29 protein-coding genes are annotated in these 25,872 nt (G+C 41.1%); 20 read left to right on the forward strand and 9 right to left on the reverse strand.

Translation table 11 applies throughout. The features are described from left to right. Position 1 precedes the first annotated feature (1 nt). From lysA to dxs, 8 genes are all read left to right on the forward strand, one after another. The gene (lysA, locus tag FCU45_RS10970) at positions 2–1,213 is read left to right on the forward strand and encodes a diaminopimelate decarboxylase (protein WP_188109263.1); all 1,212 of its coding nucleotides are present in this window, start codon (positions 2–4) and stop codon (positions 1,211–1,213) included. Position 1,214: 1 nt separating this feature from the next. Then, positions 1,215–1,991 (forward strand): HAD-IIA family hydrolase, encoded by a 777-nt coding sequence (locus FCU45_RS10975; RefSeq protein ID WP_137015243.1) that lies wholly within the window; start codon positions 1,215–1,217, stop codon positions 1,989–1,991. Continuing rightward, positions 1,988–3,082, forward strand: a complete 1,095-nt coding sequence (pheA, locus tag FCU45_RS10980; protein WP_137015245.1) for a prephenate dehydratase — start codon at positions 1,988–1,990, stop codon at positions 3,080–3,082. Before FCU45_RS10975 ends, pheA begins: the two co-directional genes overlap by 4 nt. After that, on the forward strand, positions 3,069–4,163 hold the full coding sequence (gene hisC, locus FCU45_RS10985) for a histidinol-phosphate transaminase (RefSeq protein WP_137015247.1): 1,095 nt from the start codon (positions 3,069–3,071) through the stop codon (positions 4,161–4,163). Before pheA ends, hisC begins: the two co-directional genes overlap by 14 nt. Positions 4,164–4,251: 88 nt before the next feature. Next, a complete protein-coding gene (gene fliF, locus FCU45_RS10990) occupies positions 4,252–5,952 on the forward strand; it encodes a flagellar basal-body MS-ring/collar protein FliF (RefSeq protein WP_137015249.1) in 1,701 nt (566 codons plus the stop codon). Between the two features lie 13 nt (positions 5,953–5,965). Next, positions 5,966–6,994 (forward strand): flagellar motor switch protein FliG, encoded by a 1,029-nt coding sequence (gene fliG, locus FCU45_RS10995; protein WP_137015251.1) that lies wholly within the window; start codon positions 5,966–5,968, stop codon positions 6,992–6,994. Between the two features lies 1 nt (position 6,995). Further along, positions 6,996–7,799 carry a flagellar assembly protein FliH gene (gene fliH / locus FCU45_RS11000; protein ID WP_137015253.1) on the forward strand — a complete coding sequence of 268 codons (804 nt, stop codon included), beginning with the start codon at positions 6,996–6,998 and terminating at the stop codon, positions 7,797–7,799. 9 nt (positions 7,800–7,808) lie between these two features. Next, positions 7,809–9,632 carry a 1-deoxy-D-xylulose-5-phosphate synthase gene (gene dxs / locus FCU45_RS11005; RefSeq protein WP_137015255.1) on the forward strand — a complete coding sequence of 608 codons (1,824 nt, stop codon included), beginning with the start codon at positions 7,809–7,811 and terminating at the stop codon, positions 9,630–9,632. Here dxs and pgeF read toward each other — a convergent pair. After that, positions 9,613–10,338, reverse strand: coding sequence for a peptidoglycan editing factor PgeF (gene pgeF / locus FCU45_RS11010; protein ID WP_137015257.1), 726 nt, complete (start codon positions 10,336–10,338; stop codon positions 9,613–9,615). The two genes, dxs and pgeF, sit on opposite strands and share 20 nt — an antisense overlap. A gap of 28 nt (positions 10,339–10,366) precedes the next feature. On the opposite strand from pgeF, the gene ovoA reads away from it, so the two are divergent. The 4 genes from ovoA to FCU45_RS11030 are packed head-to-tail and all read left to right on the forward strand — an operon-like array spanning position 10,367 to position 14,295. Further along, positions 10,367–12,466 (forward strand): 5-histidylcysteine sulfoxide synthase, encoded by a 2,100-nt coding sequence (gene ovoA / locus FCU45_RS11015; RefSeq protein WP_137015259.1) that lies wholly within the window; start codon positions 10,367–10,369, stop codon positions 12,464–12,466. After that, complete coding sequence (locus FCU45_RS11020; protein WP_137015261.1) at positions 12,463–13,644, forward strand: pyridoxal phosphate-dependent aminotransferase; 1,182 nt, start codon at positions 12,463–12,465, stop codon at positions 13,642–13,644. The genes ovoA and FCU45_RS11020 overlap by 4 nt, the downstream gene beginning before the upstream one ends. Then, a complete protein-coding gene (locus tag FCU45_RS11025) occupies positions 13,641–13,880 on the forward strand; it encodes a hypothetical protein (RefSeq protein ID WP_137015262.1) in 240 nt (79 codons plus the stop codon). The genes FCU45_RS11020 and FCU45_RS11025 overlap by 4 nt, the downstream gene beginning before the upstream one ends. After that, complete coding sequence (locus FCU45_RS11030) at positions 13,867–14,295, forward strand: PNPOx family protein (RefSeq protein WP_137015264.1); 429 nt, start codon at positions 13,867–13,869, stop codon at positions 14,293–14,295. The genes FCU45_RS11025 and FCU45_RS11030 overlap by 14 nt, the downstream gene beginning before the upstream one ends. On the opposite strand, the gene FCU45_RS11035 is transcribed toward FCU45_RS11030, so the two are convergent. Then, positions 14,270–14,443: a uracil-DNA glycosylase gene (locus FCU45_RS11035; protein ID WP_137015266.1), complete on the reverse strand. Its 174-nt coding sequence runs from the start codon at positions 14,441–14,443 to the stop codon at positions 14,270–14,272. The genes FCU45_RS11030 and FCU45_RS11035 overlap by 26 nt on opposite strands. A 74-nt stretch (positions 14,444–14,517) precedes the next feature. On the opposite strand from FCU45_RS11035, the gene FCU45_RS11040 reads away from it, so the two are divergent. Further along, positions 14,518–15,210 carry a dUTP diphosphatase gene (locus tag FCU45_RS11040; protein ID WP_137015268.1) on the forward strand — a complete coding sequence of 231 codons (693 nt, stop codon included), beginning with the start codon at positions 14,518–14,520 and terminating at the stop codon, positions 15,208–15,210. Positions 15,211–15,213: 3 nt separating this feature from the next. After that, complete coding sequence (locus tag FCU45_RS11045) at positions 15,214–15,783, forward strand: ABC transporter ATP-binding protein (RefSeq protein ID WP_137015270.1); 570 nt, start codon at positions 15,214–15,216, stop codon at positions 15,781–15,783. Here the strand turns inward: FCU45_RS11045 and crcB are convergent. Genes crcB through FCU45_RS11080 form a run of 7 tightly spaced genes read right to left on the reverse strand, consistent with a single transcriptional unit; the run spans position 15,773 to position 20,902 of the window. After that, complete coding sequence (gene crcB, locus FCU45_RS11050) at positions 15,773–16,162, reverse strand: fluoride efflux transporter CrcB (protein ID WP_137015272.1); 390 nt, start codon at positions 16,160–16,162, stop codon at positions 15,773–15,775. The two genes, FCU45_RS11045 and crcB, sit on opposite strands and share 11 nt — an antisense overlap. Then, positions 16,131–16,829, reverse strand: coding sequence for a lysophospholipid acyltransferase family protein (locus tag FCU45_RS11055; protein ID WP_137015274.1), 699 nt, complete (start codon positions 16,827–16,829; stop codon positions 16,131–16,133). The genes crcB and FCU45_RS11055 overlap by 32 nt, the downstream gene beginning before the upstream one ends. Next, positions 16,807–17,952 carry a hypothetical protein gene (locus FCU45_RS11060; RefSeq protein WP_246032293.1) on the reverse strand — a complete coding sequence of 382 codons (1,146 nt, stop codon included), beginning with the start codon at positions 17,950–17,952 and terminating at the stop codon, positions 16,807–16,809. Before FCU45_RS11060 ends, FCU45_RS11055 begins: the two co-directional genes overlap by 23 nt. After that, a complete protein-coding gene (gene purQ / locus FCU45_RS11065; protein WP_137015276.1) occupies positions 17,949–18,623 on the reverse strand; it encodes a phosphoribosylformylglycinamidine synthase I in 675 nt (224 codons plus the stop codon). The genes FCU45_RS11060 and purQ overlap by 4 nt, the downstream gene beginning before the upstream one ends. After that, the gene (gene purS / locus FCU45_RS11070) at positions 18,620–18,862 is read right to left on the reverse strand and encodes a phosphoribosylformylglycinamidine synthase subunit PurS (protein WP_188109265.1); all 243 of its coding nucleotides are present in this window, start codon (positions 18,860–18,862) and stop codon (positions 18,620–18,622) included. Before purS ends, purQ begins: the two co-directional genes overlap by 4 nt. 4 nt (positions 18,863–18,866) lie before the next feature. Next, the gene (purC, locus tag FCU45_RS11075; protein ID WP_137015280.1) at positions 18,867–19,580 is read right to left on the reverse strand and encodes a phosphoribosylaminoimidazolesuccinocarboxamide synthase; all 714 of its coding nucleotides are present in this window, start codon (positions 19,578–19,580) and stop codon (positions 18,867–18,869) included. Between the two features lie 5 nt (positions 19,581–19,585). Then, a complete protein-coding gene (locus FCU45_RS11080) occupies positions 19,586–20,902 on the reverse strand; it encodes a S41 family peptidase (RefSeq protein WP_137015282.1) in 1,317 nt (438 codons plus the stop codon). A gap of 141 nt (positions 20,903–21,043) precedes the next feature. Here FCU45_RS11080 and FCU45_RS11085 point away from each other — a divergent pair, with 141 nt between their 5' ends. From FCU45_RS11085 to FCU45_RS11110, 6 genes are all read left to right on the forward strand, one after another. Then, on the forward strand, positions 21,044–21,487 hold the full coding sequence (locus tag FCU45_RS11085; protein WP_137015284.1) for a hemerythrin domain-containing protein: 444 nt from the start codon (positions 21,044–21,046) through the stop codon (positions 21,485–21,487). An 11-nt stretch (positions 21,488–21,498) separates the two neighbouring features. After that, the gene (locus FCU45_RS11090; RefSeq protein ID WP_137015286.1) at positions 21,499–22,797 is read left to right on the forward strand and encodes a hypothetical protein; all 1,299 of its coding nucleotides are present in this window, start codon (positions 21,499–21,501) and stop codon (positions 22,795–22,797) included. A 2-nt stretch (positions 22,798–22,799) separates the two neighbouring features. Further along, complete coding sequence (locus FCU45_RS11095) at positions 22,800–23,315, forward strand: shikimate kinase (RefSeq protein WP_137015288.1); 516 nt, start codon at positions 22,800–22,802, stop codon at positions 23,313–23,315. Continuing rightward, positions 23,308–23,730: a thioredoxin family protein gene (locus FCU45_RS11100; RefSeq protein WP_137015290.1), complete on the forward strand. Its 423-nt coding sequence runs from the start codon at positions 23,308–23,310 to the stop codon at positions 23,728–23,730. The genes FCU45_RS11095 and FCU45_RS11100 overlap by 8 nt, the downstream gene beginning before the upstream one ends. Continuing rightward, positions 23,727–25,019, forward strand: coding sequence for a histidinol dehydrogenase (hisD, locus tag FCU45_RS11105; protein WP_137015292.1), 1,293 nt, complete (start codon positions 23,727–23,729; stop codon positions 25,017–25,019). Before FCU45_RS11100 ends, hisD begins: the two co-directional genes overlap by 4 nt. A gap of 214 nt (positions 25,020–25,233) precedes the next feature. Beyond that, entirely contained in the window at positions 25,234–25,872 is a 639-nt protein-coding gene (locus FCU45_RS11110) for a 4Fe-4S dicluster domain-containing protein (RefSeq protein WP_137015294.1), read from the forward strand.

Consider the following 25,872-nt stretch of genomic DNA (forward strand, 5'->3'; position numbering starts at 1 on the left):
TATGATCAACTTTAGAGAACTTGCATCCAAATACAAAACACCGCTTTATATATATGATCTAGACTATATGACAAAGCAGTATGAAGAGCTAAAAGAGGCTTTTAAAGGGAGAAAGTCTCTTTTGGCATACGCAATAAAATCAAACTCAAACCTTAGCGTTATCAACCATTTTGCCCAGATGGGAAGCGGAGCCGACTGTGTCTCCATCGGAGAGGTGCGCCGCGCATTTTTGGCAGGTGTCCCAAGCTACAAGATCATCTTCTCAGGCGTGGGAAAGAGTGATGAAGAGATACGCGAAGCAATTGAGAAAGAGATACTCTACATAAACGTAGAGAGCGAGGCTGAACTTGGTCGTGTTGAGCTTATTGCAAAAGAGCTTGGTGCAAACTGCCGGATCAGCATAAGAGTAAACCCGAATATTGACCCATTAACGCATCCATATATCTCTACAGGGCTTCATGACAATAAGTTCGGGGTAGATATAGACAGCGCTAAGAGAATGTATATCCGTGCGAACAATTCAGAGCATCTAGACCCGGTGGGAATACATTTTCATATAGGCTCTCAGCTGACCGAACTAAAGCCGATCTATGAGTCTGCAGAGATCGTAGCAGATATGGTGCGCTCACTTCAAAGTATAAAGATAGAGTTAAAGTTTTTTGACATCGGCGGAGGACTTGGTGTGACATATAAAGATGAGGTCACCATTAAGCCTTATGACTATGCACAGGCGGTACTTGGAACTTTAAAAGGGCTTGACTTAACAATAATATGCGAGCCGGGAAGATTTTTAACTGCAAATGCAGGATATTTTTTAACAAAAGTACTTTACGAGAAGAAGAACGGAGCAAAGAGGTTTGTAGTAGTTGACGGTGCTATGAACGACCTTCTTCGCCCGAGCCTTTATAAGGCGTACCATAAGATCGAGGCTATTACAGAGAGTAAAAGTGAGCTTAGTGAGGCGGACGTAGTAGGTCCTGTTTGTGAGAGCGGAGACTTTTTTGCAAAAGATTATATGCTGCCGACTCTGGAACATAACGATCTGCTTGTAGTCCACAGTGCAGGTGCTTACGGTTTTGGGATGGGAAGCAACTACAACACAAGAGGCAGAAGTGCAGAAGTTGCTGTAAAAGGCGGCGAATCGAGAGTTATTCGCAAACGTGAAGAGTTTGAAGATCTTATAGCATTAGAGAAAGATTATTTGGTTAAATAAGATGTATTTTATTGATGTTCAAGGTACCCTGATCAGCGACGAAGATAAAACTCCCATTCGCGGAAGCATTGAGTTTATAGATATGCTCAATGAAAAAAATATTCCCTATATGATCATTACCAACAACACCAAAAAAGCATCTTTGGATTTTTACAACTTTCTTCATTCAAGCGGTTTTAATTTTGATTTCTCCCGCTACCTCGACCCTTTGATGCTCCTGGAGTCACGTGTTGCAAAAGAGAGCATTGCGGCATACGGAGCTGCAGAGTTTTTGGAAGTTTTAAAAAAGATGGGCTACGTTTTGAACTATGAAAATCCAAAGAGTGTTTTAATCGCTATAAAAGAGGATTTTTCTGCCCAAGAGTATGCGCAGATAATTGACTTTTTGCTCGGCGGTGCATCTTTGATCGGAATGCATGAGACCTCTATATATGCTAAAAACTCCAAAAGATATCCCGGTGTTGGAGCGATCTTAAAGATGCTTGAGTTTGCTACATCTTGCAGCTACGATGTAGTAGGAAAACCGAGCACCTCTTTTTACTCCGAGGCGTTGGCGGCGATTAGAGGACAGCAAAAAGATGCAGAATTTAACGATATAACGATCATAAGCGATGATGTAAAGGGAGATTTAGTCGGAGCAAAAGAGCTCGGGATGAAAACAGTGTTCGTCACAAGCGGAAAGTATAAGAGTGCCGGTGAGATACTCCCTTTTTTAAAAGAGGAGCTAAGACCTGACATGGTTTATGCAGATATGCAAGAAATTTTGGAGGCGTTATGAAAACATTAGATGATTGCAGAGTAGCCATTGATGCTATAGATGATGAGATATTAAAATTGCTCAATCAAAGAATGGAAGTTGTCAAACATGTCGGTGAGATCAAAAAAAGCTCTAACGGTGCAATTTACAGACCAGAGAGAGAAAAAGCGATTGTTCAGAGATTGACCGAGCAGAGCATAGAACAAAACGGAGCTCTTAACGCTGCTGCTATCGAGGCTATTTTTTTGGAGATTTTTGCCGTCTCAAGAAATCTAGAACTTCCTGAGCGTATAGCCTATCTCGGTCCTGAGGGGAGCTTTACACATCAAGCTGCAGAGAGCCGTTTTGGCGCTATGAGCGATTATCTCTCCCTTGGCTCAATTCACTCTGTTTTTAAGACACTTGAAGCAAAGAGAGCAAAATTCGGCGTAGTTCCGATTGAGAACTCAAGAGACGGAGTTGTAGGCGAGACGTTAGACCTGCTTGCAAAAAGTCCGGTTAAAGTTGTTGCAGAGCTCTATATGCCGATCCATATGTCATTTGCGACAAAAGCAAAGAAGCTGAGCGAAATTACAAAGATATACTCAAAAGACAAGGGCTTCGGACAGTGCAGAGAATTCCTGCAGGAGCACAATCTGGTCAATGTTGAACAGATTCCGGTCGAGTCAACCGCAAAGGCCGCTATAATGGCAGCCGAGAATCCAAATGCGGCTGCGATCTGCAGTCATATTGCCGCAAAGTTATACGGTGTTCCGACAATGTTTGATCATGTAGAAGATGACATAGGCTCTCAAACACGCTTTGTAATACTGAGTGATTTTAAGAATGAAAAAAGTCAAGATGACAAGACATCTATTTTAGTGAGACTTAAAGATTCGGTAAAAGCAGGTTCTCTGGTCCATTTTCTGCAGGATTTTGATGAGAAAAAGATAAATTTCTCAAAAATTGAGTCACGCCCCTTGAAAGATAAGGGCGGATTTGAGTATCTGTTTTTTATGGATTTTTATGGACATATAGATGATGCAAATGTTCAAGAGGTATTAGAAAAACATAAGGATGAGGTAACTTGGCTAGGAAGTTACGTAAAAGGTGAAGAGATTGAAGTTCAATAAAAATTTGCAAAATATTAAAACATATGAGGCTGGAAAGCCAATAGAGTTGGTTGTAAGAGAGTTTGGCATAGAGCCAAAGGATATTGTGAAGCTCGCTTCAAATGAGAATCCTTGCGGGTGCTCGCCAAAAGTTATAGATGCCGTCGGTGCAATATTGCCAAAGATGGCACTCTATCCGGATGATTCGATGATAAAGCTCAAAAACGGTCTGAGTGCCAGATACGGAGTTCAAAACAAGAACGTGATCATCGGTTCGGGAAGCGATCAGGTAATAGAGTTTTTGATCCATGCAAAAGCGCATAACGGCTCAAAAATTCTAATGAACTCCATAACATTTGCCATGTATGAGATATACGCTAAACACGTTGGTGCTGAGGTTATAAGAACTGCTTCACAAGAGCATGATCTGGATGAGTTTTATGAACTTTATAAAAAAGAGAAGCCGGAGATAATCTTTATTTGTACACCGAATAATCCTACGGGAGATGCGCTTGATGCAGCTAAGATATATGACTTTTTAAGCAAGATAGATGGCGATACCCTTGTAGTGATAGACGGCGCTTATATGGAGTACGCAATTGCTAAAGAGAGCAAAAAAGAGATAGTTCCAAAAGAGCTGATTGAGAAGTTTGACAACGTTATCTATCTGGGTACTTTTTCAAAGGCTTACGGGCTTGGCGGTATGAGAGTCGGATACGGTTTGGCGGAGAGCAAAATAGTAGAGGAGCTCTATAAGTTAAGACCTCCGTTTAATATCACGACTCTCTCTTTGGAAGCAGCAAGCGAAGCGCTAAATGACGAGGAGTTTGTGAAGAAAAGTATAACTCTAAATTTTGAGCAGATGAAACGCTATGAAGAGTTTGCAAAAGAGCAAAAAATAGATATAATAAACAGTTATACTAATTTTGTAACGCTATGTCTTAACTCTGAACAGGACTCTACAAAGATATCAAATCAGCTCTTGCAGAAGGGTATGATTGTTAGAAACTTAAGCAGTTATAACATGAATGCAATCAGAGTTACAGTGGGCACGCATGAGCAAAACAGCCGTTTTTTTGAGCTGATAGCACAATATTTGTAGCTTCAGGGGGTTGTAGGGACTTTAGCCCCTGCCAGTAAAACGGCGCGTTCGTTTTAGTGTGTAACATTAGATAATAAATTGGAAATTGATGGATTTTAAGGTACTTTTCTCACAACTAGTCGTTTTGTATGACAAGCTGACCAAACAGCAGAAACTCATTATTGGTTTTGCGGTTGTAGGTATTGTTGCATTTTTGGTCTTCATGGTCGTATATACGGCTAAAAAAGATGCAGTCAGTCAATATGAAGTTCTTTTTGATTCATTAACCTCTGAAGATGCAGGCAAGGTCGTAGAACAACTGGAAAAAGATAATATCCCCTATGAGATATTTGATAACAATGTTATCAAGGTTCCTAAAAATGTGGTCTATAAAGAGCGTATAGCTATTGCATCACTTGGGATTCCTAAGAACAGTGGAGTAGGGTTTGAACTTTTTGACAAACAGGAGTTTGGTTCAACAAGCTTTGATCAAAATGTAAAGTATCTTCGCGCACTTGAAGGTGAACTCTCCCGCACCATTAATGCTTTAGCTCCGATAGAGCGTGCAAGTGTCAGCCTTGCTCTTCCAAAAGAGACTCTATTTGTTGAGAAAAAAGCGGATCCTACAGCCTCAGTTATGCTTCAGCTGGTCGAAGGCAGAAGGCTCTCCACAAAGCAGATCAGGGGCATAAAAAATCTTGTCTCCGCTGCAGTTCCAAATCTAACAGCTGCGAATGTTATGTTGATAGACAGCGACGGCGAGACTCTCGGAGATGAAGATGAGATGGCTCAAATGGGTGAACTATCAGCAGTTCAGCAGAGCTACAAGGCTAAAGAAGAGAGAAAGAAGCAAAGTAAGATCATAGAGGTCATCTCTCCTTTTGTTGGCGGCGACGATAAGGTCGTAGCCCAAGTCACGATTGAGTTTGATTTCTCCATAAAAAGCTCTACTTCTGAGATATATGATCCTGAAAATGTTGTAAGAAGTGAGCAGATAAGCGAAGAAAAAAGAGAGGGATCAACTCCTGCCGAAGTTGGTGGGGTTCCGGGAACTATTAGCAATATCGGACCTGTTGAGGGACTCTCAAACAATCAGACGACAGAGAAGTACGAGAAGAATACGGGTACTACAAACTATGAGGTCGGCAAGACCGTCTCTACGATAAAGAGCGAATTTGCACGCATAAAGAGAGTGACAGCTGCTGTTGTTGTTGACGGAAAATATAAAACCAAGTTAGATGCCGATGGAAATCCGACAGATGAGATGGAGTATGAGCCGCTCTCAGAGACGGATCTCGAAGCACTCTCAGCTTTGGTCAGTCGCTCTATCGGGATAAACGAAGATAGAGGCGATCAGATAAGTGTCCAAAATCTGCAGTTCAAGCTTCCTGAGATCGATAAGACTAGGGAGAGAGTAAATCAGGCTGTAACATTTTCTCAAACATATCTGGCTCCTTTTTCCGAGTTGTTTAAGTATCTTTTTGTTCTTCTGCTTCTCTTTATTCTTTACAAGAAGGTTATTTCGCCTTTCGCAGAGAGAATGCTTGAGATCTCAAAGGAAGATGAGGAGATTGGAAAACCGCTTCTTGATATTGAAAATGATGCGGATGAAGATCTTGTTGAGAAGGTTCAATCTATGCGCCGCAAAGTTGAAGAGCAGCTTGGTGTTGGAGAAGGATTTAGCGAAGATGAGCTCAAATATGATGTTCTTCTTGAGAAGGTACGCGGCATGATAGATGAGTCACCTGATGCGGTAGCCCTTGTTCTTCAGGCACTGATGACAGAAGAATCGGATATAACAATTAAATAGAGGTAAGAAGTAGATGAATCTAAGTCCGACACAGCAAGCAAAATTTGATGAGATGAGTATGGCAGAGAAGATTGCCATACTTCTTATGCAGATGGGCGAAGATGCTACTGCTGCCATATTTTCAAATATGAATGTTGATGCTATAACGGAAGTCTCAAAGTATATCGCTACGAACAGAAGTGTGGACAAAGCAGTTGCAATCGCGATACTAGAAGAGTTCTATGCGATTTTTCAATCTGGTCAATTTATAACATCCGGCGGTCTTGAGTACGCAAGAGAGCTTCTCTATAGAACACTTGGTCCTGAAGAGGCAAAAAAAGTTTTAGAAAAACTCTCAAAAAGTATGCAGGAGACTCAAAATTTTGCGTACCTCTCCAAGATTAAGCCTCAGCAGCTTTCAGACTTTATCATTAACGAGCATCCTCAGACAATTGCTCTTATTTTGGCTCACATGGATGCAACAGAGGCGGCAGATACGCTTCAGTACTTCCCTGATGATCTTAGAAGCGAAGTCTCTATGAGAATGGCGAAGCTTGGCGATATCTCTCCATCGGTCATTAAAAGAGTCTCGGCAGTGTTAGAGTCCAAACTTGAATCTCTTGCTTCGTATAAAGTCGAAGTCGGCGGTCCTCGCGCTGTTGCAGATATCTTCAACCGTCTTGGGGCAAAGGCTTCTAAAGAGACTTTGGCTAAGATCGAAGAGAGAGATGAAGAGATGTCTAACCTAATTAAAGAGATGATGTTTACATTTGAAGATATAGAGACACTCGATAAAAATGCGATCGTTGAGATTCTAAAATCAGTTGACAAACCTGACTTGATGCTTGGTCTCAAAAGTGCTCCTGAAGAGCTTAAAGAGAAGTTCTTTAGCGCTATGAGTGAGAGAGCAAGAGAGGCATTTGAAGAAGAGATGCAGTTTATGGGTGCTGTTAAGATGAAAGATGTCGAGAGTGCTCAAAGAAGAATTGTCGAGGTAGTAAACGGTCTGGCTGAGGGCGGCGTTATTCAGCTGGGAAGTTCAACTGAAGAGATGGTGGAATAATTTGTCAAGTATAATCACTAATCAAAGAATAGCAAAACATAATGTTGATAAGTACAACTTTAAGGTTTTAGCCTTTGGTGCTGACGATACCCAAAACGAGATCCCTCAATCATCGCTTGTGGCTAGGAAACCTCCCATTCAAGAGGAAGTGCCTCACTCTTCGCAAGAAAAAGAGATCGATGCTACCGCAATGAGCTCAAGCTCTAAAGACTCTTTGATAGAGTCGCTGCTTAAAAAAACAGACGAGATGTCATCGAACTTTATTAAGCTTCAGATGAAACTTGAAAATATGAGTGAAGAGCATAAGGCAGAGCTGGCAAAAGTAAAAGAGGAGTCCTATGCCGAAGGTGTTGAAGCAGGCAAAGAGCTCCATGCAAAAGAGGGTGAAAAAAACGCAACAGATGCCCTCTCTATGTACTCTGCCTCTGTCGCAAAACTTGAGAACAGCGCAAAAGAGTTTGAGAGCGCTCTTGAGGGTATCAAAGAGGAGCTTGTCACTGCGGCTCTTGATATAGCAAAAGAGGTTATAAAGATCGAGCTTCAAGAGAACTCTAAAAAAGTGGCGTTTACTTTGGCAAAAGAGCTTATAAAAGAGCTTCAGAGCGCATCAAAAGTGGTGCTTAGAGTCAACCCGAAAGATCACGGAGCAATTTCACAGGCAGTAGGTTCATTGGCACACGTTGAAGTAGTTTCAGACGGGGCTGTGAGCCTTGGCGGAGTTATCGCAATAAGCGATACGGGCAATATAGATGCACAGATATCAAAAAGATTTGAACGCGTAAAAAGAGCGGCATTAAGTGAGTAAAAAAGATATATGAATATACAATTAAGCAGAATAAAAGAGCTCGAAGAGATTTGTAAAGATATAAGAGAAGAGATTTTAAGGGTTGTCAGCAAAAATGGCGGACACCTGAGCTCAACTCTTGGCGCGACTGAACTCATCGTGGCGATGCACGAGGTTTTTGACTCGAAAAAAGACCCTTTTATCTTTGATGTTTCGCACCAATCCTATGCGCACAAACTTTTAACCGGAAGATGGAAAGAGTTTGACACGCTAAGAGAGTTCGGCGGATTATGCGGATACACAAAACCAAGCGAGAGCGAACATGACTACTTTGTAGCAGGACACAGCTCGACATCTATATCTTTGGGTGTGGGTGCGGCTAAAGCTATTGCCTTAAAAGGTGAGCAGGATTCAAGAGTTCCAGTTGTTATGATCGGTGATGGTGCTATGACCGCAGGTATGGTCTATGAAGCGCTAAATGAGCTGGGTGATAGAAAGTACCCGATGGTCATCATCCTTAACGATAATGAGATGAGCATATCAAAACCAATCGGTGCGGTCAGTCGTATACTTAGCTCCGCGATGGCTTCACCTTTTTATCAGAACTTTAAAAGACATACCGAGAATTTTGTAGACAATTTCGGCGAGAGTGCGAGATATATCGCAAAAAGAATGGAGGAGTCCTTAAAGCTTATAACTCCGGGCATACTCTTTGAAGAGATGGGGATAGACTATATAGGACCTGTTGATGGGCACAACCTGACATCACTCATAGAGATACTCCAAAAAGCAAAAGAGCTTAAAAAACCCGTTATTGTTCATGCTCAGACCATTAAGGGCAAAGGGTATGAGATAGCTGAGGGTCAGGAGGAGAAGTGGCACGGTGTCGGACCTTTTGATTTAGACAGCGGAAATGCAGCCAAAAAAAGCAGTGCAAAAAGTGCTACGCAGATATATAGCGAAGCACTTCTTCATCTTGCAAAACAGAATGAAAAAATTGTCGGTGCAACTGCTGCTATGCCGACCGGAACGGGCTTAGATGAGCTGATGAAAGTATTTCCTGATAGATTTTGGGATGTGGCGATCGCGGAACAGCATGCGGTTACATCAATGGCAGCTTTGGCGAAAGAGGGATTTAAACCCTTTTGCACCATCTACTCTACATTTTTGCAGCGCGGCTATGATCAGGTGATACATGACACTTGTCTGATGAATCTTCCCGTTGTATTTGCACTTGACCGCGCAGGAATAGTGGGCGAGGATGGAGAGACGCATCAGGGTGTTTTTGACATCAGCTTTTTAAGAGCCATTCCGAATATGACGCTTTTTGCCCCAAGAGATGAGAAGAGCTTTCATCAGGCGATGGCATTTGCATCAGAGTATCCATACCCATGTTCGCTTAGATATCCAAGAGGCGCGTTTACCCAGACGGATCTGCCTGACTCTTTGCCTTTTGAGCTATCAAAGTCTCAACTTCTGCGCTCAGAGAGCGGTGATGTTCTCTTTATAGGATACGGAAACGGAGTAGGGCGTGCTTATGAGACCTCAAAATATCTTGATTTTGGAGTTAGTATCTTGGATCTGCGATTTGTAAAGCCTCTTGATGAGGAGATGCTTCGTGAGATGGCAACAAAACATAAGAAGTGGTTCGTATTTAGCGACAGCGCAAAGATGGGCGGAGTCGGCAGTGCCATCTTGGAGTTTTTAGCAAAAGAGAAGATTTTAAATGTAGAAGTAGTTAGTTTCGAGTATGAAGACAGGTTTATTACCCACGGAAACACGAAACAGGTAGAGGAGTCTTTGGGACTTCTGCCCGAACAGCTTGCAAAAAAGATTACTGAGTCAGTGAAATAACTCCTGCAAACCTTCCGGTTTGCCCCTCGCCTCTGTATGAGTAGAAGGTCTCTGTTTTACAACATGAGCACTCACTGCAAAACTCGATATTTTCACTTTTTATACCGCAAGAGAGCAGCTGTTTTTGCAAGATCGCACCTACATCAAGATAGAAGCTCTCGCCTCTTTTTTGCATAGCATAATCAAAGCCTTTCTCTTTAGCCTCATCATAGATCTCGTCCCCTACCTCATAGCAGCACACTCCGATACTCGCACCAACGCTTACATATATATGTTTTGGGTCTGAGCCGAATTCTCTCACCATCTTATCAACAACATTTGCCACTATGTTTTTAAATGCTCCCTGCCTGCCCGCATGAGCCGCAGCAATAACCTTTTTTTCACGGTCATAGAACAGAACAGGGGAGCAGTCGGCAACCATAACCATAATAGGTATGTTTGGTCTGTTTGTTATAAGCGCGTCGCATGTTGGAGGGGTATCAAAATCCTCATCTTTGATAATATGCACGATGTCGGAGTGAATCTGTTTCATATGAACAAGCGAGTTTTTTTCATACCCAAGCTCTTTTGCCAAGAGAGAGTGATTTTCTTGCACGCTTATCTCATCATCTTCGACATGAAATGCAAGGTTGCCGCTCTCTTTTGTAGTAAAAGCATGCAATAGTTCTGGAAATAAGCTTAGTTTTTCACTATAATAAAATTTCATCTAAAAATTATATCCAAAAGGGAATGTTTTGAGTAAGTTTAGTTTATACCCCGTTACTTTAGACGGGTCGGATACAGAGGCAAAAAGAGAAGAGATAAGAGCATATTTTCATAACACTTTTGATATTTTTGAAAAGATCTTTGAAGTTTTAAAGAGTGATGAGGTATTTTACAAAAAGTCGGAGCCAACCCGCCACCCTATGGTATTTTATTTCGGGCATACGGCGACCTTTTTTATAAATAAACTTATCCTTATGAAGATAATAAAAGAGCGCATAAATCCTGAGTTTGAGTCCATCTTTGCCGTCGGTGTGGATGAGATGGAGTGGGATGATATAAATGGCACACATTACAGCTGGCCTAAAGTGGACGAGGTTAGAGAGTACCGCAAAAAGGTAAGAGAGAGAGTTGATGAACTTATAACCTCACTTCCACTCACTCTTCCAATCACGCAGGATTCGCCTATGTGGACAGTTTTAATGGGCATAGAACATGAGCGCATCCATATAGAGACATCTTTGGTTCTGCACCGCCAGATGCCTCTAGAGGATCTCAAAGAGGTGAGAGAGTTTAACATCTGCACGCACACTTCAGCGGCTCCAAAAAATGAGATGATAGATATAAATGGCGGCAGTGTAGTTTTGGGCAAAGATAAGTCGCATAATCTTTATGGCTGGGATAACGAGTACGGAGAGTTCAGCGAGAGCATAGATAAGTTCAAAGTCTCAAAATATCTTGTAAGCAATGCAGAATTTATGGAATTTGTCAAAGATGGCGGATATGAAGATGAAGAGTTTTGGGATGAAGAGGGGAAGAAGTTTTTAGCCATAAGCGGTGCAAAACATCCTATTTTTTGGGTTTTAGAAGGTGGCAATTACAGATATAGAGCACTCCACAAACTAATAGATATGCCGCTTGACTGGCCGGTGGATGTTAATGCGCTTGAAGCAGAGGCGTTTTGTCGTTATAAAAGTAAAAAGGATGGAGTAGTCTATTCTTTGCCGAGTGAGGCGGAGTACAGGTTGATATATGAGTATGCAGGCTTGCGTGATATTCCAGATTTTCACGAGAGCAGGGCAAACCTAAACTTCTACCACTACTTTAGCTCCTGCCCCGTAGATGAGTTTGGTTTCAATGGTATATACGATGTTGTCGGAAATGTCTGGCAGTGGAGCCGAACGCCGATATTCGGTTTTGATGGTTTTGAAGTTCATCCTGCATATGATGATTTTTCAACTCCTACGTTTGATAATAAACACGCTTTAATACTTGGCTCATCATGGGCAAGCAGCGGAAACATGATTATGAAACACTCCCGTTACGCATTTCGCAAACACTTCCCTCAAAATGCCGGTTTTAGGTATGTTATATCTAGCGGTGATGAGAAAATTGAAAACGATATTTATGAGAGCGACGAGCTTGTGTCACAATACTGTGAGTTTCAGTACGGCGATGAGAAGTTCGGCGTGAAGAATTTTGCAATAGAGTGTGCAAAAGTAGCCTCTAAATTTGCAAAAAACCACACAAAAGCGCTAGACCTTGGTTGTGCTACAGGACGTGCGACATTTGAACTGGCTCGCAGTTTTGATGAGGTGGAGGGGATCGACTTTTCGGCTAGATTTATAGGCGTCGGAGTGAAGCTGAAAAATGATGGCTATGTAGCATTTGCTTCAAAAACAGAAGGCGATCTGGCAGAGAAAAAAAAGGTAAGCATAGAGGAGCTCGGTTGCGTGGCAGTGAAAGAGAGAGTCTCTTTTTGGCAGGGCGACGCATGTAACCTCAAGCCAAACTTTAACTCTTACGATCTGATAATGGCGACAAACCTCATAGACAGACTCTATAACCCAAGGCTCTTTTTGGATAGTGTAGATGAGAGGCTAAATAGCGAGGGCTTCTTGATCTTAACCTCGCCATACACGTGGCAGGAGAGCTCAACCAAAAAAGAGCTCTGGCTCGGCGGATACAAAGATGAGAGCGGCAAAGAGGTAAAAACTATCGATACGCTAAAAGAGATTTTAGGCAAAAAGTTTGAGCTTGTCCATCTTCAGGATCTGGAGTTTGTCATAAAAGAGACGGCAAGAAAATATCAGCACAGCATAGCAGAGGTTAGTGTTTGGAGAAAAAAGTGAAGTATGATTTTTCAACATCTGTAAGCAGAGAAGAGACAAACGCAGAGAAGTACACTCTAAGAGAGAAGCTTTTTGGCACAGACGATGTTCTTCCTGCATGGGTTGCTGATATGGATATCGAGACTCCTTCTTTTGTGCTTGAAGCCGTAAAAAAACGCTTAGAGCATCCAATCATAGGGTATGAAGAGGTGCCGCCCAGTATGTTTGAAGCTCAGATCGAGTGGATGAGAAGAGAACACGGTGTTGAGTTCGCGTTAGAGGATATGCTCTACTCTCACTCGGTTGTAGCAAGTATGAACGCTGCCATAGAGGCATTTACTCAGAGGGGCGATAAGGTCATCGTCCAAACTCCCGTATATCCTCCTTTTTTTCACAGCGTGATAGAGCATGAGAGAGAGCTTATAAAGAATCCTCTGCGTCTTGGAGATGACGGAAGCTATACTTTTGATATAGAAGATCTAAGATCAAAGATAGATGAGAGAACAAAGCTTCTGCTTTTAAGCTCTCCGCACAATCCTGTGGGTCGCGTCTGGAGAAGAGATGAGCTTGAGGAGATTTTAGAAGTTTGTCTTGAACACAACATAGTGGTCTTTAGCGATGAGATACACTGCGACCTGATCTACAAGCCAAACAGACATATACCGTTTGCTTCGCTTAGTAAAAAGGCGAGAGAGATAAGCATAACGGCAATAGGGGTCGGCAAGACATTTAACATGGCGGGATTTGCCATAAGCAGTGTTGCCATACCCAACAAAGAGCTAAGAGAGAAGTTTTTAAAAGTATATAACCGCATCCACTTTGCGCAGGGAAGTTCGCTCTCGCATGTGGCTTTTGAAGCGGCGTACAGAGAGGGCAGGGAGTGGCTTGAAGAGCTAAAGGCACATCTTGCAAAAAACTTTTTAATATTAAAAGAGACATGCGAAAAATACCACATCAAAGTTACACCCATAGAGGCTACATATCTGGCTTGGCTTGATTGCAGGGGCTTGGGATTGCGTGATCGGGAGCTTAGAGAGTTCTTTGTAAAAGAGGCAAAGCTCGGTCTTAGTGCGGGAATAAGTTTTGGCAGAGAGGGGAGCGGTTTTATGAGATTGAACTTTGCTGTGAGTTCTGATAAAATGTCGCAAATAATAAAAAATCTAGAAAATGCACTAAAAAAACATAGGAAGCAAAATTGATCGAGATAAATTGGGACGAGTTTAAATTTTTTAAGCAGTACAGCGAGAAAAAAGATGATAACTTCGAGGTGCTCTTAGACTTTTTAAAAAGCTACTACAGCATGACAAATATAAAAGAGATGTATGAGACAATGGCAAACGATGATACCGCACAGCTGATGCTAAATAAGCGGGAGATACGCTCGGTAGAAGATTTAGAGAAACATCTCTTTAGAAATTTCAATGTCGCAAAATGATCTAACAAAGATAGAGTCGTTTTTAGCAAAGCACCATGTTCTGACTCTGGCTACATCAGATGGTCTAGAGCTTAGCGCGTGCAACCTTTTTTATGCCTATGATGCAAAAAGAGTCTCATTTGTGGTTGCAAGCAGCGATGATACTACACATATAAAAAACATCTTTAAAAATTCATCGGTTGCAGGAACTGTCGTTTTGGAGACGAAAACCGTAGGCAAGATAGAGGGAGTTCAGTTTAGGGGCGAGTTTTCAGAGGTTGAAGATGATAAGTTAAAAAAGCTCTATTTTAAAACTTTTCCATACGCTCTTGCGATGAGCCCAAAACTTTGGCAGATAAAAGTAGACCACTTCAAGCTAACCGACAATACTTTGGGGTTTGGCAAAAAGATTATTTGGCAGGCTTCTTTTCTTTAAACATGGTACAATCGCTTCCGCTGCTTTGAAAGACTAAAAGCGAGGGAATCTGCGGAGATTTAAATCCATAAGCTCTGCATCCGTGAGGTCTTGAAGCCTCCCACGTAACAAAATAGTATTCACATCTTCTACAGTTAATTCTTTTCATATCTGCTCTTAATTTAAGTGCGCTATTTTAGCATATTTGGTACAATGGGATAATTAAATTTTAAAGAGAAGCGGATGGATAAAATACTTTTAATGCTGCAGCTGCAAGCATCTCTAAATGAGGCGACAAACGGCGATAAATGGAGTGATGGAATCACAAAGAACGGCAAAGTTATTAACTGGAGACGCTGCATCTATATGGAGTGCGCGGAGATGATAGACAGCTTTACGTGGAAGCATTGGAAAAACATCGATCAAGAGGCAGATTGGGACAACCTTCAAGTTGAGGTCGTTGATGTCTGGCACTTCGTTATGAGTCTGGCGATAGAGAACTACTCTCAGACCCTAAGAGGGCAGGTTGAAGATCTGGCAATAAACATCTCAGAGTCAAAGAGCTTTAAAAAGATAGACACGAAAGAGGAGCTTTTTGCAAAGCAGGATGATACCATTGAGAAGATAGAGTCGATCATGATAGATACCCTCTCAAGAGGTCCGCTTGACCTTGAAAAACTTATATCCGACTTCTTTGATCTTGTGGTTATGAGCGGTCTTAATCTGGAGAGCCTCTATAATCTCTATGTAGGAAAAAACATCCTAAACCAGTTTAGACAAGATAACGGCTATAAAGATGGCTCTTACATTAAAGTCTGGGCAGGAGAAGAGGATAACGTCATAATGAAGAGAATTTTAGAGCAAAACAGCGACATAAAACCCGATGAGCTTTATAAAGAGCTTACAAAACTCTACTTGGCGTTAAATAAGAGCTAATTATTGAGTGCTATATTAGAAGTTGAAAATCTATCGTTTGGTTACAAAAAAGAGCATCTGCTTTTTGAGAATCTCTCATTTTCTCTTAAAAAAGGGGAGATAAAAGCGATAGTAGGAGCAAGCGGGGCAGGGAAGAGCACCGTTTTTGAACTTATCTTAGGCAACTTGAAGCCTCTTGGCGGAAGTGTCAAAAGCTCTTTTTGCTCTGAAGTGTTTCAAGATCCCTACAGCTCTTTTCACCCAAGCTATACGCTTTTAAATCAGATAAAAGATGTTGCAAAAGTTGATGAGATAAAGCCCTACTTAAAAAATATAAATCTCGATTATGAACTTCTTTTAAAACTTCCTCATGAACTCTCCGGCGGACAGCTTCAACGTGCTTCCATTCTTCGCGCCATGCTAATGAAACCAGAACTGCTCCTACTGGATGAACCTACTTCCGCACTTGACAATGTTATTCAGTTAGAGGTTATGAGCATGCTTGTAAAACACCTCGATAGAATGGGGATGCTTCTTATCACACACGATCTTGACCTTGCCAAGTGGTGTGCGGATGAGATAATTATGCTTTAAGAAGATACTTTACTATATAAAAACCTCCGCCTGCTGCAAAGACCGAGCCAAAAGCGTTAAGACCCATATTTGCCGCTGCAAGAGCCAAATGCCCTCCGTTTATCAGCAGAAGAGTCTCTATGGCAAAAGTCGAGTAGGTTGTAAGCGCACCCAATATCCCCGTGGAGAGAAACGATTTTGCATGTAGGGAAAAAACGGTAGTGTACATAAAGTATGCGATAAGCACTCCCATAATAAAGCTTCCTATGAGGTTTACGCCAAGTGTTCCGTAAGGGAGTTCATGAGGGACTCTGTGAGATATAAGACCATTTAGGTAGGCTCTAAGAACGGCTCCGATAAAGCCGCCGCTACCTATGGCTAGGATTGTTTGCCAACTCATCGTCATACACCTTTTGCATTTTTACTCTCAGATCCTTTAGCCAGTTCTCATCACTTTTGTCTGCCACAAACGACTCCATATATATCGCTTTTATACGCCCCGGTCTATAGTAGAAATTTTTTACATTATAGTATTTTGATGTCTGCATTAAAACCACGGGCTGAACACGAAGTTTGTAAGTGTCTGCTACAATTTTTGCTCCCGCTTTAAATGGCAGCATTGTATCTTTTGTAGAGCGTGTTCCCTCAGGAAACATTGTTATAAGCCTGTTCGTCTTAAGAACGCGCTTTGCATCTTTTAGAAGTTTTATAAGGGATGTTTTGCTCTCTCGCTCAACCGCTATATCTTGTGCCATTCTCATAATCAAACCAAAGAAAGGAAGATCAAAAAGCTCTTTTTTTGCGACCCATGCAATATCTCTTGATGTAATTGTCTCTATTACTACAATATCTAAATCACTTTGGTGATTTACTAAAAACATCTGAGCATCAGGATCCTCTTTGCCTTGAACTTCAACTGTGAAAAATATGCCTATTCTAATAAGCCAGGCAGATAGTTTTCTGCTGTATGGCTTTGGCAGAATATGAAATGTAAGTATCAAAATAGTAAGAGAGGTGGCAATTACAATAGTGGCAAAAAGCCAGTTAACGTGAGCAAATATCTTCATTTCTTATCCAACCTACCTTTTCTTTATCAAGACGTACTTTTATCCAGCCATCCACTTCATTCTCTTTTTGAAGATGGTACTCCTCTTTGGCGGTCTCAAATATCGTTCCGTTATAAAGAGGAAGCAGATAGATGTTTGACCCCTCTTTTAAACACACCTCTTTTGAGGGAAGACCAACGTATGCTATATATGCCAGAGGCAAAATAATAAAAACAAGATATATATACTTTTTTCTCCACAGTATCACAAAAAAAGCAACTACTGCCACAGCTCCGGCTATCGCCATCTTGAGCATCTCACGAGATTGATCTTTTGGCTTTAGATCGCTTTGCGTTGCAACGCTGTCATCATCAACCACGATAGGTATATAGATGGGAATAAATCTGTTCTTCTGTAGATTGAAGTATGAAAATGAGAGGTTTTCCATATTTTTGTCAATTACAGCGTAGTATGTAATTTTTGAGTCAAAATAGGACTCTGTAATAGACTCTACTCCCTGTTTGTAGGCACTGTTCAAATGAAGAGCGGCTATATCGCAGTTTGTAGCGGTTGCAACAAACACGACGATATTATGCATATTGTCATAGCTTGTTGTCTTATACTCTAGAATCTCAAAAGAGGTTGCTACTATATTGGAGAAATCTTTTTTAGGATTTAGAGAAACAACATTCAAGTCTTGACCAAGAAGAGTGGTGCTTCTGTATATCTCGTCATTGTTACCTATAAGGGTTGCGGTAAAATCAGGAAGTCTGATGCTCTGTGAAGTAGCTAAAAAGTGAAAAGTCTCATAGAAGTATCTGGAATCTTTTTCTCTGCTTGGATAATCGCTTAAAAGCTTTACTCCCTCGGCATTAGAGAGTGTGTAGGAGATATCCATAAAATCTTTAACCGTCGAGAGGCTCTTTATGGTAACGGTAAATATCTCTCCTTTTAGAACTCTTGAGGGAACTTTTTCATAGCTTAGGTATAAGACCTTTGGCAGGCTTTGAATCTCATCCTCGGTAATGAAAGTAGTTTGATTAATATTTTGTGTATCAGCATAGCTCTTGATATCTGAACTCTGCGTTGCGTTTGCAAGCGAGATGCCAAAGATAAAAAAACATGCTAATAAAAAGAGTCTCACGCTTTTAAAAACCCTTGAAGCATCTTGACGCCGTCGCTGCTTCCAAGGAGGCTCTCCATAGCTCTCTCAGGGTGAGGCATAAGACCAAAAACGTTTTTCTCTTTATTGCAGATACCTGCGATAGAGTCTACGCTTCCGTTTGGATTCTTGTCATCTCCGGTTGCATCGCAATATTTTAGAAGAACCTGATTATTGTCGTATAGCTCTTTTAACCCATCTTCATCTATATAGTAGTTACCGTCATGGTGAGCGATCGGGATATTTACGACATCACCGTTTTGAAGCTCTTCTAAAAATATATTATCGTTGCTGATAACTTTTAGATGATGGTGTTTTGATAGGAAGTGCAAACTTTCGTTTCTCTTAAGAGCACCCGGAAGAAGCCCAGCCTCCGTTAGAACCTGAAAACCGTTGCAGATGCCTAAAACTTTTCCGCCGTTTTTTGCATAAGTGCTAACAGCTTTCATAACAGGAGAGAATTTTGCAATAGCACCGCTTCTTAGATAATCTCCATAACTAAAACCGCCTGCAACTACTAAGAGGTCCGTGTCTGATGGAACACTCTGCGACTTATGCCATAAGATCTCTGTTTTAGCGCCAAGTTTCTCAAAGGCATATTGTGTATCATATTCGCAGTTCGTGCCGGGAAACTGTAAAATAGTTACTTTCATTTTACCAGCTCTATATTGTAATCTTCAATTACCGTATTTGCAAGAAGCTCTTCGCACATTTTTGTAACATCTGCCATCGCCTTTACTTCATCGCTCTCATCAAGCTTTAACACTATCTGCTTTCCTACGCGTACATCACTTACATTGTCAAAGTGCAGAGACTCCAGTGCGTGATGCACTGCTTTTCCTTGGGAATCTAAAACACCAGCTTTTAAAAATACGTTTACTATAACTTTCATCATCTTATTTCCCCAAAATTCTGTTTAAAACTTGCTCATACGCAACTGTCAGTCCGCCTAGACCTTGACGGAATCTGTCTTTATCCATCTTCTCACCGCTTGTTATATCCCAAAAACGGCAGTTATCAGGGCTTATCTCATCTATAAGGATGATATTTCCGCTGCTGTCTTTTCCAAACTCTAGTTTAAAGTCCACTAGATTAAGACCTTTTTCTGCAAAGTAAGGCTTAAGAATATCATTTATCTGTCTTGCCATACGGCGAAGTTTGTCAAGCTCGTCTTGAAAGTCAACTAAACCAAGGATTAGCGCATGCTGGTCATTTAGCTTAGGGTCACCCAAAGCGTCGTTTTTATAGTCGAACTCAACTAATGTAAACGGCAGAACAGTTCCGTCTTTGATGCCGAGATTACGGCTTAGACTACCTGTTGCGATATTGCGAACGATAACTTCTATAAGAATAACCTCTGTTCTTTTGTGAAGCATGTGATTCTCATCAAGCATCTTTACAAAGTGTGTCTGTATTCCCTCTGCCTCTAAAAGCTTGAAGAGTTCCGTAGAGATCTTGTTGTTAAGAGCACCTTTTCCAGCTTCGCTGGATTTTTTCTCTCCGTTAAACGCAGTCAAGTCATCTTTAAACTCTGAGATAAGAAGATTTTCATCATCAGTAGTAAACAATTTTTTTGCTTTTCCCTCGTAAAGCAGTTCTCTCTTTTGCATCTTTATTATAGTCCTTTTGTAATGATTAATGCTTTTAAAATATCAACACCAACTTTTAGCTGCATGTCTTTGTTTATCATCTCATCAGTGATGATATATTTTGAGTCTTTTTGAGCCTCTTCCTCTTCCTTCTTACCCTCTACCTTTTCCAGTTCTTCTTCTAAATGTTTCTTTAAGTCAGCCTCTTTTATCGCAAATTCATTTTTGTTTACGGTAACTTCACCTGGAAATACCTCAATGTCCGGTTTTACACCAAGAGCTTGGATGGTTCTACCGCTTGGAAGATAGTATCTGGCAATTGTAAGCTTGATAGCCTCCTCTTCGGTTATAGGAAGAACAACCTGAACACTCCCTTTTCCAAAGGTGTTTTGACCAACAACTATAGCACGTTTGTGGTCCTGAAGAGAACCGCTTACGATCTCGCTTGCACTTGCACTGCCGCCGTTAACAAGAACTATTAGCGGAACATCAGTTATAGTGTTTTTAGAACTGGCAGAGTATATCTCATCGTCCGCTCTGTTTCTTCCCTTTTGTGAGACTATATCTCCCTCATCAACAAAAAGGTCAACAAGTCCGACCGCTTGATCAAGAAGTCCTCCGGGATTGTTTCTTAGATCCAGAACAATTCCTTTTGTTGTCGGCTTTCTCTTTTTTATAGCTTTTGTCACTTCGTCAACCACTTTTTTATCAAAGCTTGTTACGCGTACATATTGGATATCGTTGCCGATAGATTTTGCATATACCGACTCTATGGTGATGATGCCTCTAACTATTTTAATGGTGAGCGGTTTATTCTCTCCCTCTCTTACGATCATCAACTCGATCGGCGTGCCGACCTTGCCTCTCATAATGGTTACCGCTTCATCTATAGTCATGTTAAGAGTTGATTCATTGTTTATTTTTAATATGATATCGCCGGCTTTTATTCCCGCTTTATCCGCTGGAGTGCCCTCTATAGGTGCTATTACCGTCAATGCACCGTCTCTGACACCTACGGTGATGCCAAGCCCGCCGAATTCACCGTTTGTTTGGACTTTTAAATTTTTATAATCTTTTTGGGTAAGGTAGTTTGAGTGTGCATCTAAGTTACTCATCATCCCCTCTAGCGCTTTGTCCATAAGCTCTTCGATTGTTACGTCATCTACATTATACTGCTCTACAATACTTATGACTTTTGTGAATTTTGCCAAGGACTCAAGTCTGGAAGCCTCTTTGCTCTCCTTGTTTTCATCCGTAGCGGCAAGAAGATTTGTGGAAAAGAGCATAGCTAACGCAACCGTTACAGAGACAAAACCAAGAGTAAGTAACTTTTTGTTTTTCATTATTTTTCCTGTATTAATTAAAAAGGACATTATAGTAAAAAGCTGTTTAAATAACAACTTGGGCTAAATTGATTTGCGGTAATTTTTATTTAAATTATTTTTAATATAATACGAAAATTTTAATTATCAAGGCATATATTTATGAGCAGTATAAAAGAGTATTTATCGAGGGATCACGGTCGTTGCGACGAGCTGTTTGCAGCAATGGAAGATGCGGCGGCAAAGTCAATAGAGGGTGCAAAAGCAGCTTATGATGAGTTTGCAGGAGAGACTGAGAGACACTTTCAGATGGAAGAGCGCGTGATGTTCTTGGAGTTTGAACAAAAGACGGGGATGACACAAGGGCCGACTGCGATGATGAGACACGAGCATACGCAGATGAGAAATCTCATCTCTGACATGGGCAAAGCTATTGAAGCCAAAGATAAAGATAAGTTTTTTGGAAGCAGTGAGACATTGATGATATTGATGCAGCAGCACAATATGAAAGAGGAGCAGATGCTCTATACCATGGCGCAGCAGCACTTAAGCGCAGAGTCTGAGCGCATTGTAGATATGATGCGCTCAATGATCGTAGAGCAGTAGAAGATACAGATTTGGATTTTAACGGACTCTCTGTAGATCAGGCACCTCCTATATGGGCACCTCTTAGATTTTTTCTGACGGCTCCTCTCTTTGGAGTTCTTGCCGGGGTACTAATGCTATTAAGCGATGCTAGTGCGCTTGAAAGTAGATCCTCATTAGAGGCGATCGCAATTACACACTCACTGACCATAGGCTTTTTGAGTTTTGTGATCTTTGGGGCGCTTACCCAGATGCTTCCGGTTTTGGCGGGAGTTAAAATTGCAAAAGTAAATCTTGTATCACTTGTATCATATCTATTTTTGCTTTTTGGAACTCTTTGTATGATCTTTGGATTGCTGCTGGATCTCTCTATGCTCATATTTGCAGCTTCTGCGCTGCTCGGCGGTGGATTTTTAATACTTACAATCTCTATGCTCTTGGCTTTTAGAAGTGTTATAAATTTTACTCCAAGCATAAGAGCCATGATAACAGGCTTGGTTTTTGCACTCTTTATATCAGTGATGGGTATGCATCTTTTAGCTTCTTACGGAAGCGGCAAATTTTTGCCCTCACATCTTCTGTTTGCAAATATTCACAGCGTCTGGGCAGTTTTCGGTTTTGCAGGAATTCTGATAATCGGGGTTGCTTTTCATATTTTGCCGATGTTTTACGTAGCGCCGAAATTCAAAAGGTTTTGTAAGCAGAGAGTTGTATGGATCATAAGCGCAGGACTTCTTTTGTGGCTATTTTTAAATCTTTTTCTTGAGTCCTATGCATTAGTCGCAAAGATATGGGTCGCTCTCTTTTTCTGGGCTTTTGCTACAACGGTCTATATAAAACTAAATCAGCGTCGCCGCAAAGTCAGCGATATCACTATATGGTACTGGAGAAGTGCCTCCATTTTTATGACTTTTGGCATCTTTGCATGGGTTTTTAATGATTTTTTTGCCTCAGAGTATATTGTAGTGGTTTCGGTGATGATAGGAGGAGGGTTTATCATCTCCATAATGTCTGGCATGCTCTATAAAATAGTCCCTTTTTTGGTCTGGTTCCATCTGAACGCAAAAGGGTATATGAGCATTCCTACTATGAATGAGATGATAAGCAAAAAGCTCTCAATTGCTCAGTTTATACTATTTATTGTCTCTCTTATAGGCTTTATTGTCTCGTTTTTTGCGCCGGAACTCTTGGCTCTGTTTGCGTTTACATTTATTTTAAGCATGTTAATATTAGAGTACAATATCGCAGTTGCAGTTTTGGTCTACTTAAAAACAATTAAGACAAAGCCCGACTTCGATATGAGCACATTTGCTATGAAAGTGGAAAGTTAAAAGTGAAAAATATTATTTTAGTCGGGTTTATGGGTGTCGGCAAAGGCAGTGTCGCCCGCGAGGTTATTAAAATATCTGACTACATATCTATAGATACGGATGATCTTATAGAGAGTATGGAGAACAGAAGCGTTAAGAAGATATTTGAACAGAGCGGTGAGACCTATTTTAGAGATCTTGAGAAGAGAGTCTCTTTATGGCTGCAAAACTCAGTAAGCAATACTCTTATATCAACCGGCGGCGGATTTTATAAGCAGGAGAATTTAAAAGATATAGGAATAGTTGTGTTTTTAAACTCTCCTTTTGATAAAATTCTAAAACGGATAAAAAGTCATCCAAACGCGCCTAAAAAACTTAAAAAAAGACCGCTTTTAAATGACTTGAAAAAGGCAAAAGAGCTCTATAAAGAGAGATTGCCTCAGTATATGGCCGTTGCGGATATTGTGATTGACGTAACAGACAAGAGCGCGTTAGAGTGCGCTAAAGAACTTCTAGAAAAGGTGAAAGAACATGCGTAGATTGTTTATATTTTTGGTGCTTACAGCAGCGATGAATCTCTTTGCAGTGGAGATAAATTGGGCGAAAGATTATCATGAGGGCATTGAGAATGCACAAAAAAGCGAAAAACCGATACTTTTTGTCTCATCAAGCCACGCATGTAAATATTGTGTAATACTTGATGAGACCACATTTAGGGACGCAAGAGTAGTTGAGAGATTAAACAGAGGTTTTATTTCAGTGGTATCATACAGTGATGAGAGAGACTATCTGCCACAAGAGCTTTGGAGACCGGGAACTCCTGCTATCTGGTTTTTGATGCCAAGCGGTCAGCCGATGTATGAACCGCTAATGGGCGCTATGAACGCCGAGAATTTTCTAAAGGCACTCTCTATTGTCGAAGAAGAGTTTAACAAGGAAAAGAACAAAAAATGATCTTTACAAATTCAAAAAGCAGCAGTTTTAAAGCGGAGTTCAGCGAGCTACTTGGGCGCGGTAAGATGGACATAGAGTCGGTTACTGTAATAGTCGGAAATATTATAAGCGAGATAAAAACAGATAAAGATGAGGCGCTTAAGAGACACATCGCAAAGTTTGACAAATGGACTCCGCTAAAAGATGAAGATCTTAAAATATCTACCGAGTCAATGAAAAAAGCGTATGACAATATTGACGAGAAGTTAAAAAGCTCTCTTCATCTGGCATACGATAGAATAAAAAGCTATCATGAAAAGCAGAAGCCTAAATCTTGGTTTGACACTGAAGCAAACGGTACTATTTTGGGTCAAAAAGTCACTCCCGTCGATAGTGCAGGTCTATATATTCCAGGTGGAAAAGCAGCATACCCATCTTCTCTTTTGATGAATGTGATCCCTGCTCAGGTCGCGGGAGTCGAAAATATAGTGGTCTGTACACCGACCCCTGATAATGAGCCAAATGAGCTTTTGCTTGCGGCATGTCATCTTTGCGGAGTAAGCGATGTTTATAAGGTAGGCGGAGCAAGCGCGATAGCGGCAATGGCATACGGAACGCAGAGCATACCTAGAGTAGATGTCATTACCGGACCGGGAAATATATTTGTTGCTACTGCAAAAAAGATGGTCTTTGGAGATGTAAATATAGATATGATCGCAGGACCTAGTGAGATAGGTATCTTGGCAGATGATAGCGCGAACGCCTCTCATATGGCAATCGATATGCTCTCTCAGGCAGAGCATGACGAGATGGCAAGCTCTATCTTGATAACTCCTTCGCAAAAGCTGGCAGATGAGGTAAAAGCAGAGCTTGAGAATTGGCTGTTGAAACTTCCTCGTCAAGAGATCGCTAGAAGGTCGATCGAAGAGAGAGGAGCGATAATAGTAACATCGGATATGGATGAGGCCGTAGAGCTTATGAACCAGATCGCACCTGAGCATCTAGAAGTTGCTACAATGTCGCCTTTTGAGCTGCTTGGAGCTATAAAACATGCGGGAGCTATCTTCTTAGGGCACAATACTCCTGAAGCTATAGGTGATTATGTCGCAGGTCCAAATCATACTCTTCCGACAGGCGGAACTGCAAAGTTCTATTCTCCTCTTGGAGTTGAAAACTTTATGAAAAAATCCTCTATTATCTCTTTTAGCAAATCTGCTATAAACGAGATAGGAGAAGAGTGCGCACTAATTGCAAATACGGAAGGGCTAACTGCACATGAACTCTCCGTCAGGGTAAGGCTTAGTAACTAAAGCCGCACCTGCTTTTTTTTAATTTTCAAATCTTCCCAATTACAAATAATATTATAAAATTATCACATTTTTATAACTAGTTTAAGCTTTATAAAGGTAGTATACCCGTAGTAAGAAACCCATTCTTTCGTAAGATAAGGGATTCTTTTCGTAAAGATTAAGCATAGTTATAAAACTAAATATTTGTCTGTCAAAAGGCTATTAAGGAGAATATATGCAATTAGGCTTCCTAGTTGATTTACATCTGTGTATGGGATGTAAAGGGTGTGAGATCGCATGTAAAGTGGAGAATGAAGTTCCGCTTAGTACATGGAGACTTCGTGTTAAATATGTGGATGTGGGAACTTTCCCTGAGACGAAAAGAACATTTACACCACTTAGATGTAATCATTGTGAAAATGCACCGTGTGAGAGAATATGCCCGGTGAGTGCGCTTCACTATCTGGAAAACGGTATTGTAAACATTGATAAAGAGCGCTGTATTGGCTGTGCAGGCTGTGTTATGGCTTGTCCTTACGGAGCTATCTATATTGACCCTCAGACCCATACGGCAGATAAGTGTACATATTGTGCGCATAGAGTTGCTTCAAGTATGATGCCTGCCTGTGTCGTTGCATGTCCTGTTCAGGCAAATATTTTTGGAGACCTAGATGATCCGACCTCGAACATCTCTAAGTATATTCAAGTAAATCAAGGCGGAGTTCAAGTTCGTAAACCTGAAAAAGGAACAAATCCTCATCACTACTACGTAGGCGGTGGAAATGTTACTCTTAATCCTCTTGCTTCAGAGAGAGTTGACGGACACTCACTCTTTAACAATATTACAACACTTCCGGTAGGGGGACACCACTAA

The sequence above is a fragment of the Sulfurimonas crateris genome (genome assembly GCF_005217605.1).
Lineage (GTDB): Bacteria > Campylobacterota > Campylobacteria > Campylobacterales > Sulfurimonadaceae > Sulfurimonas > Sulfurimonas crateris.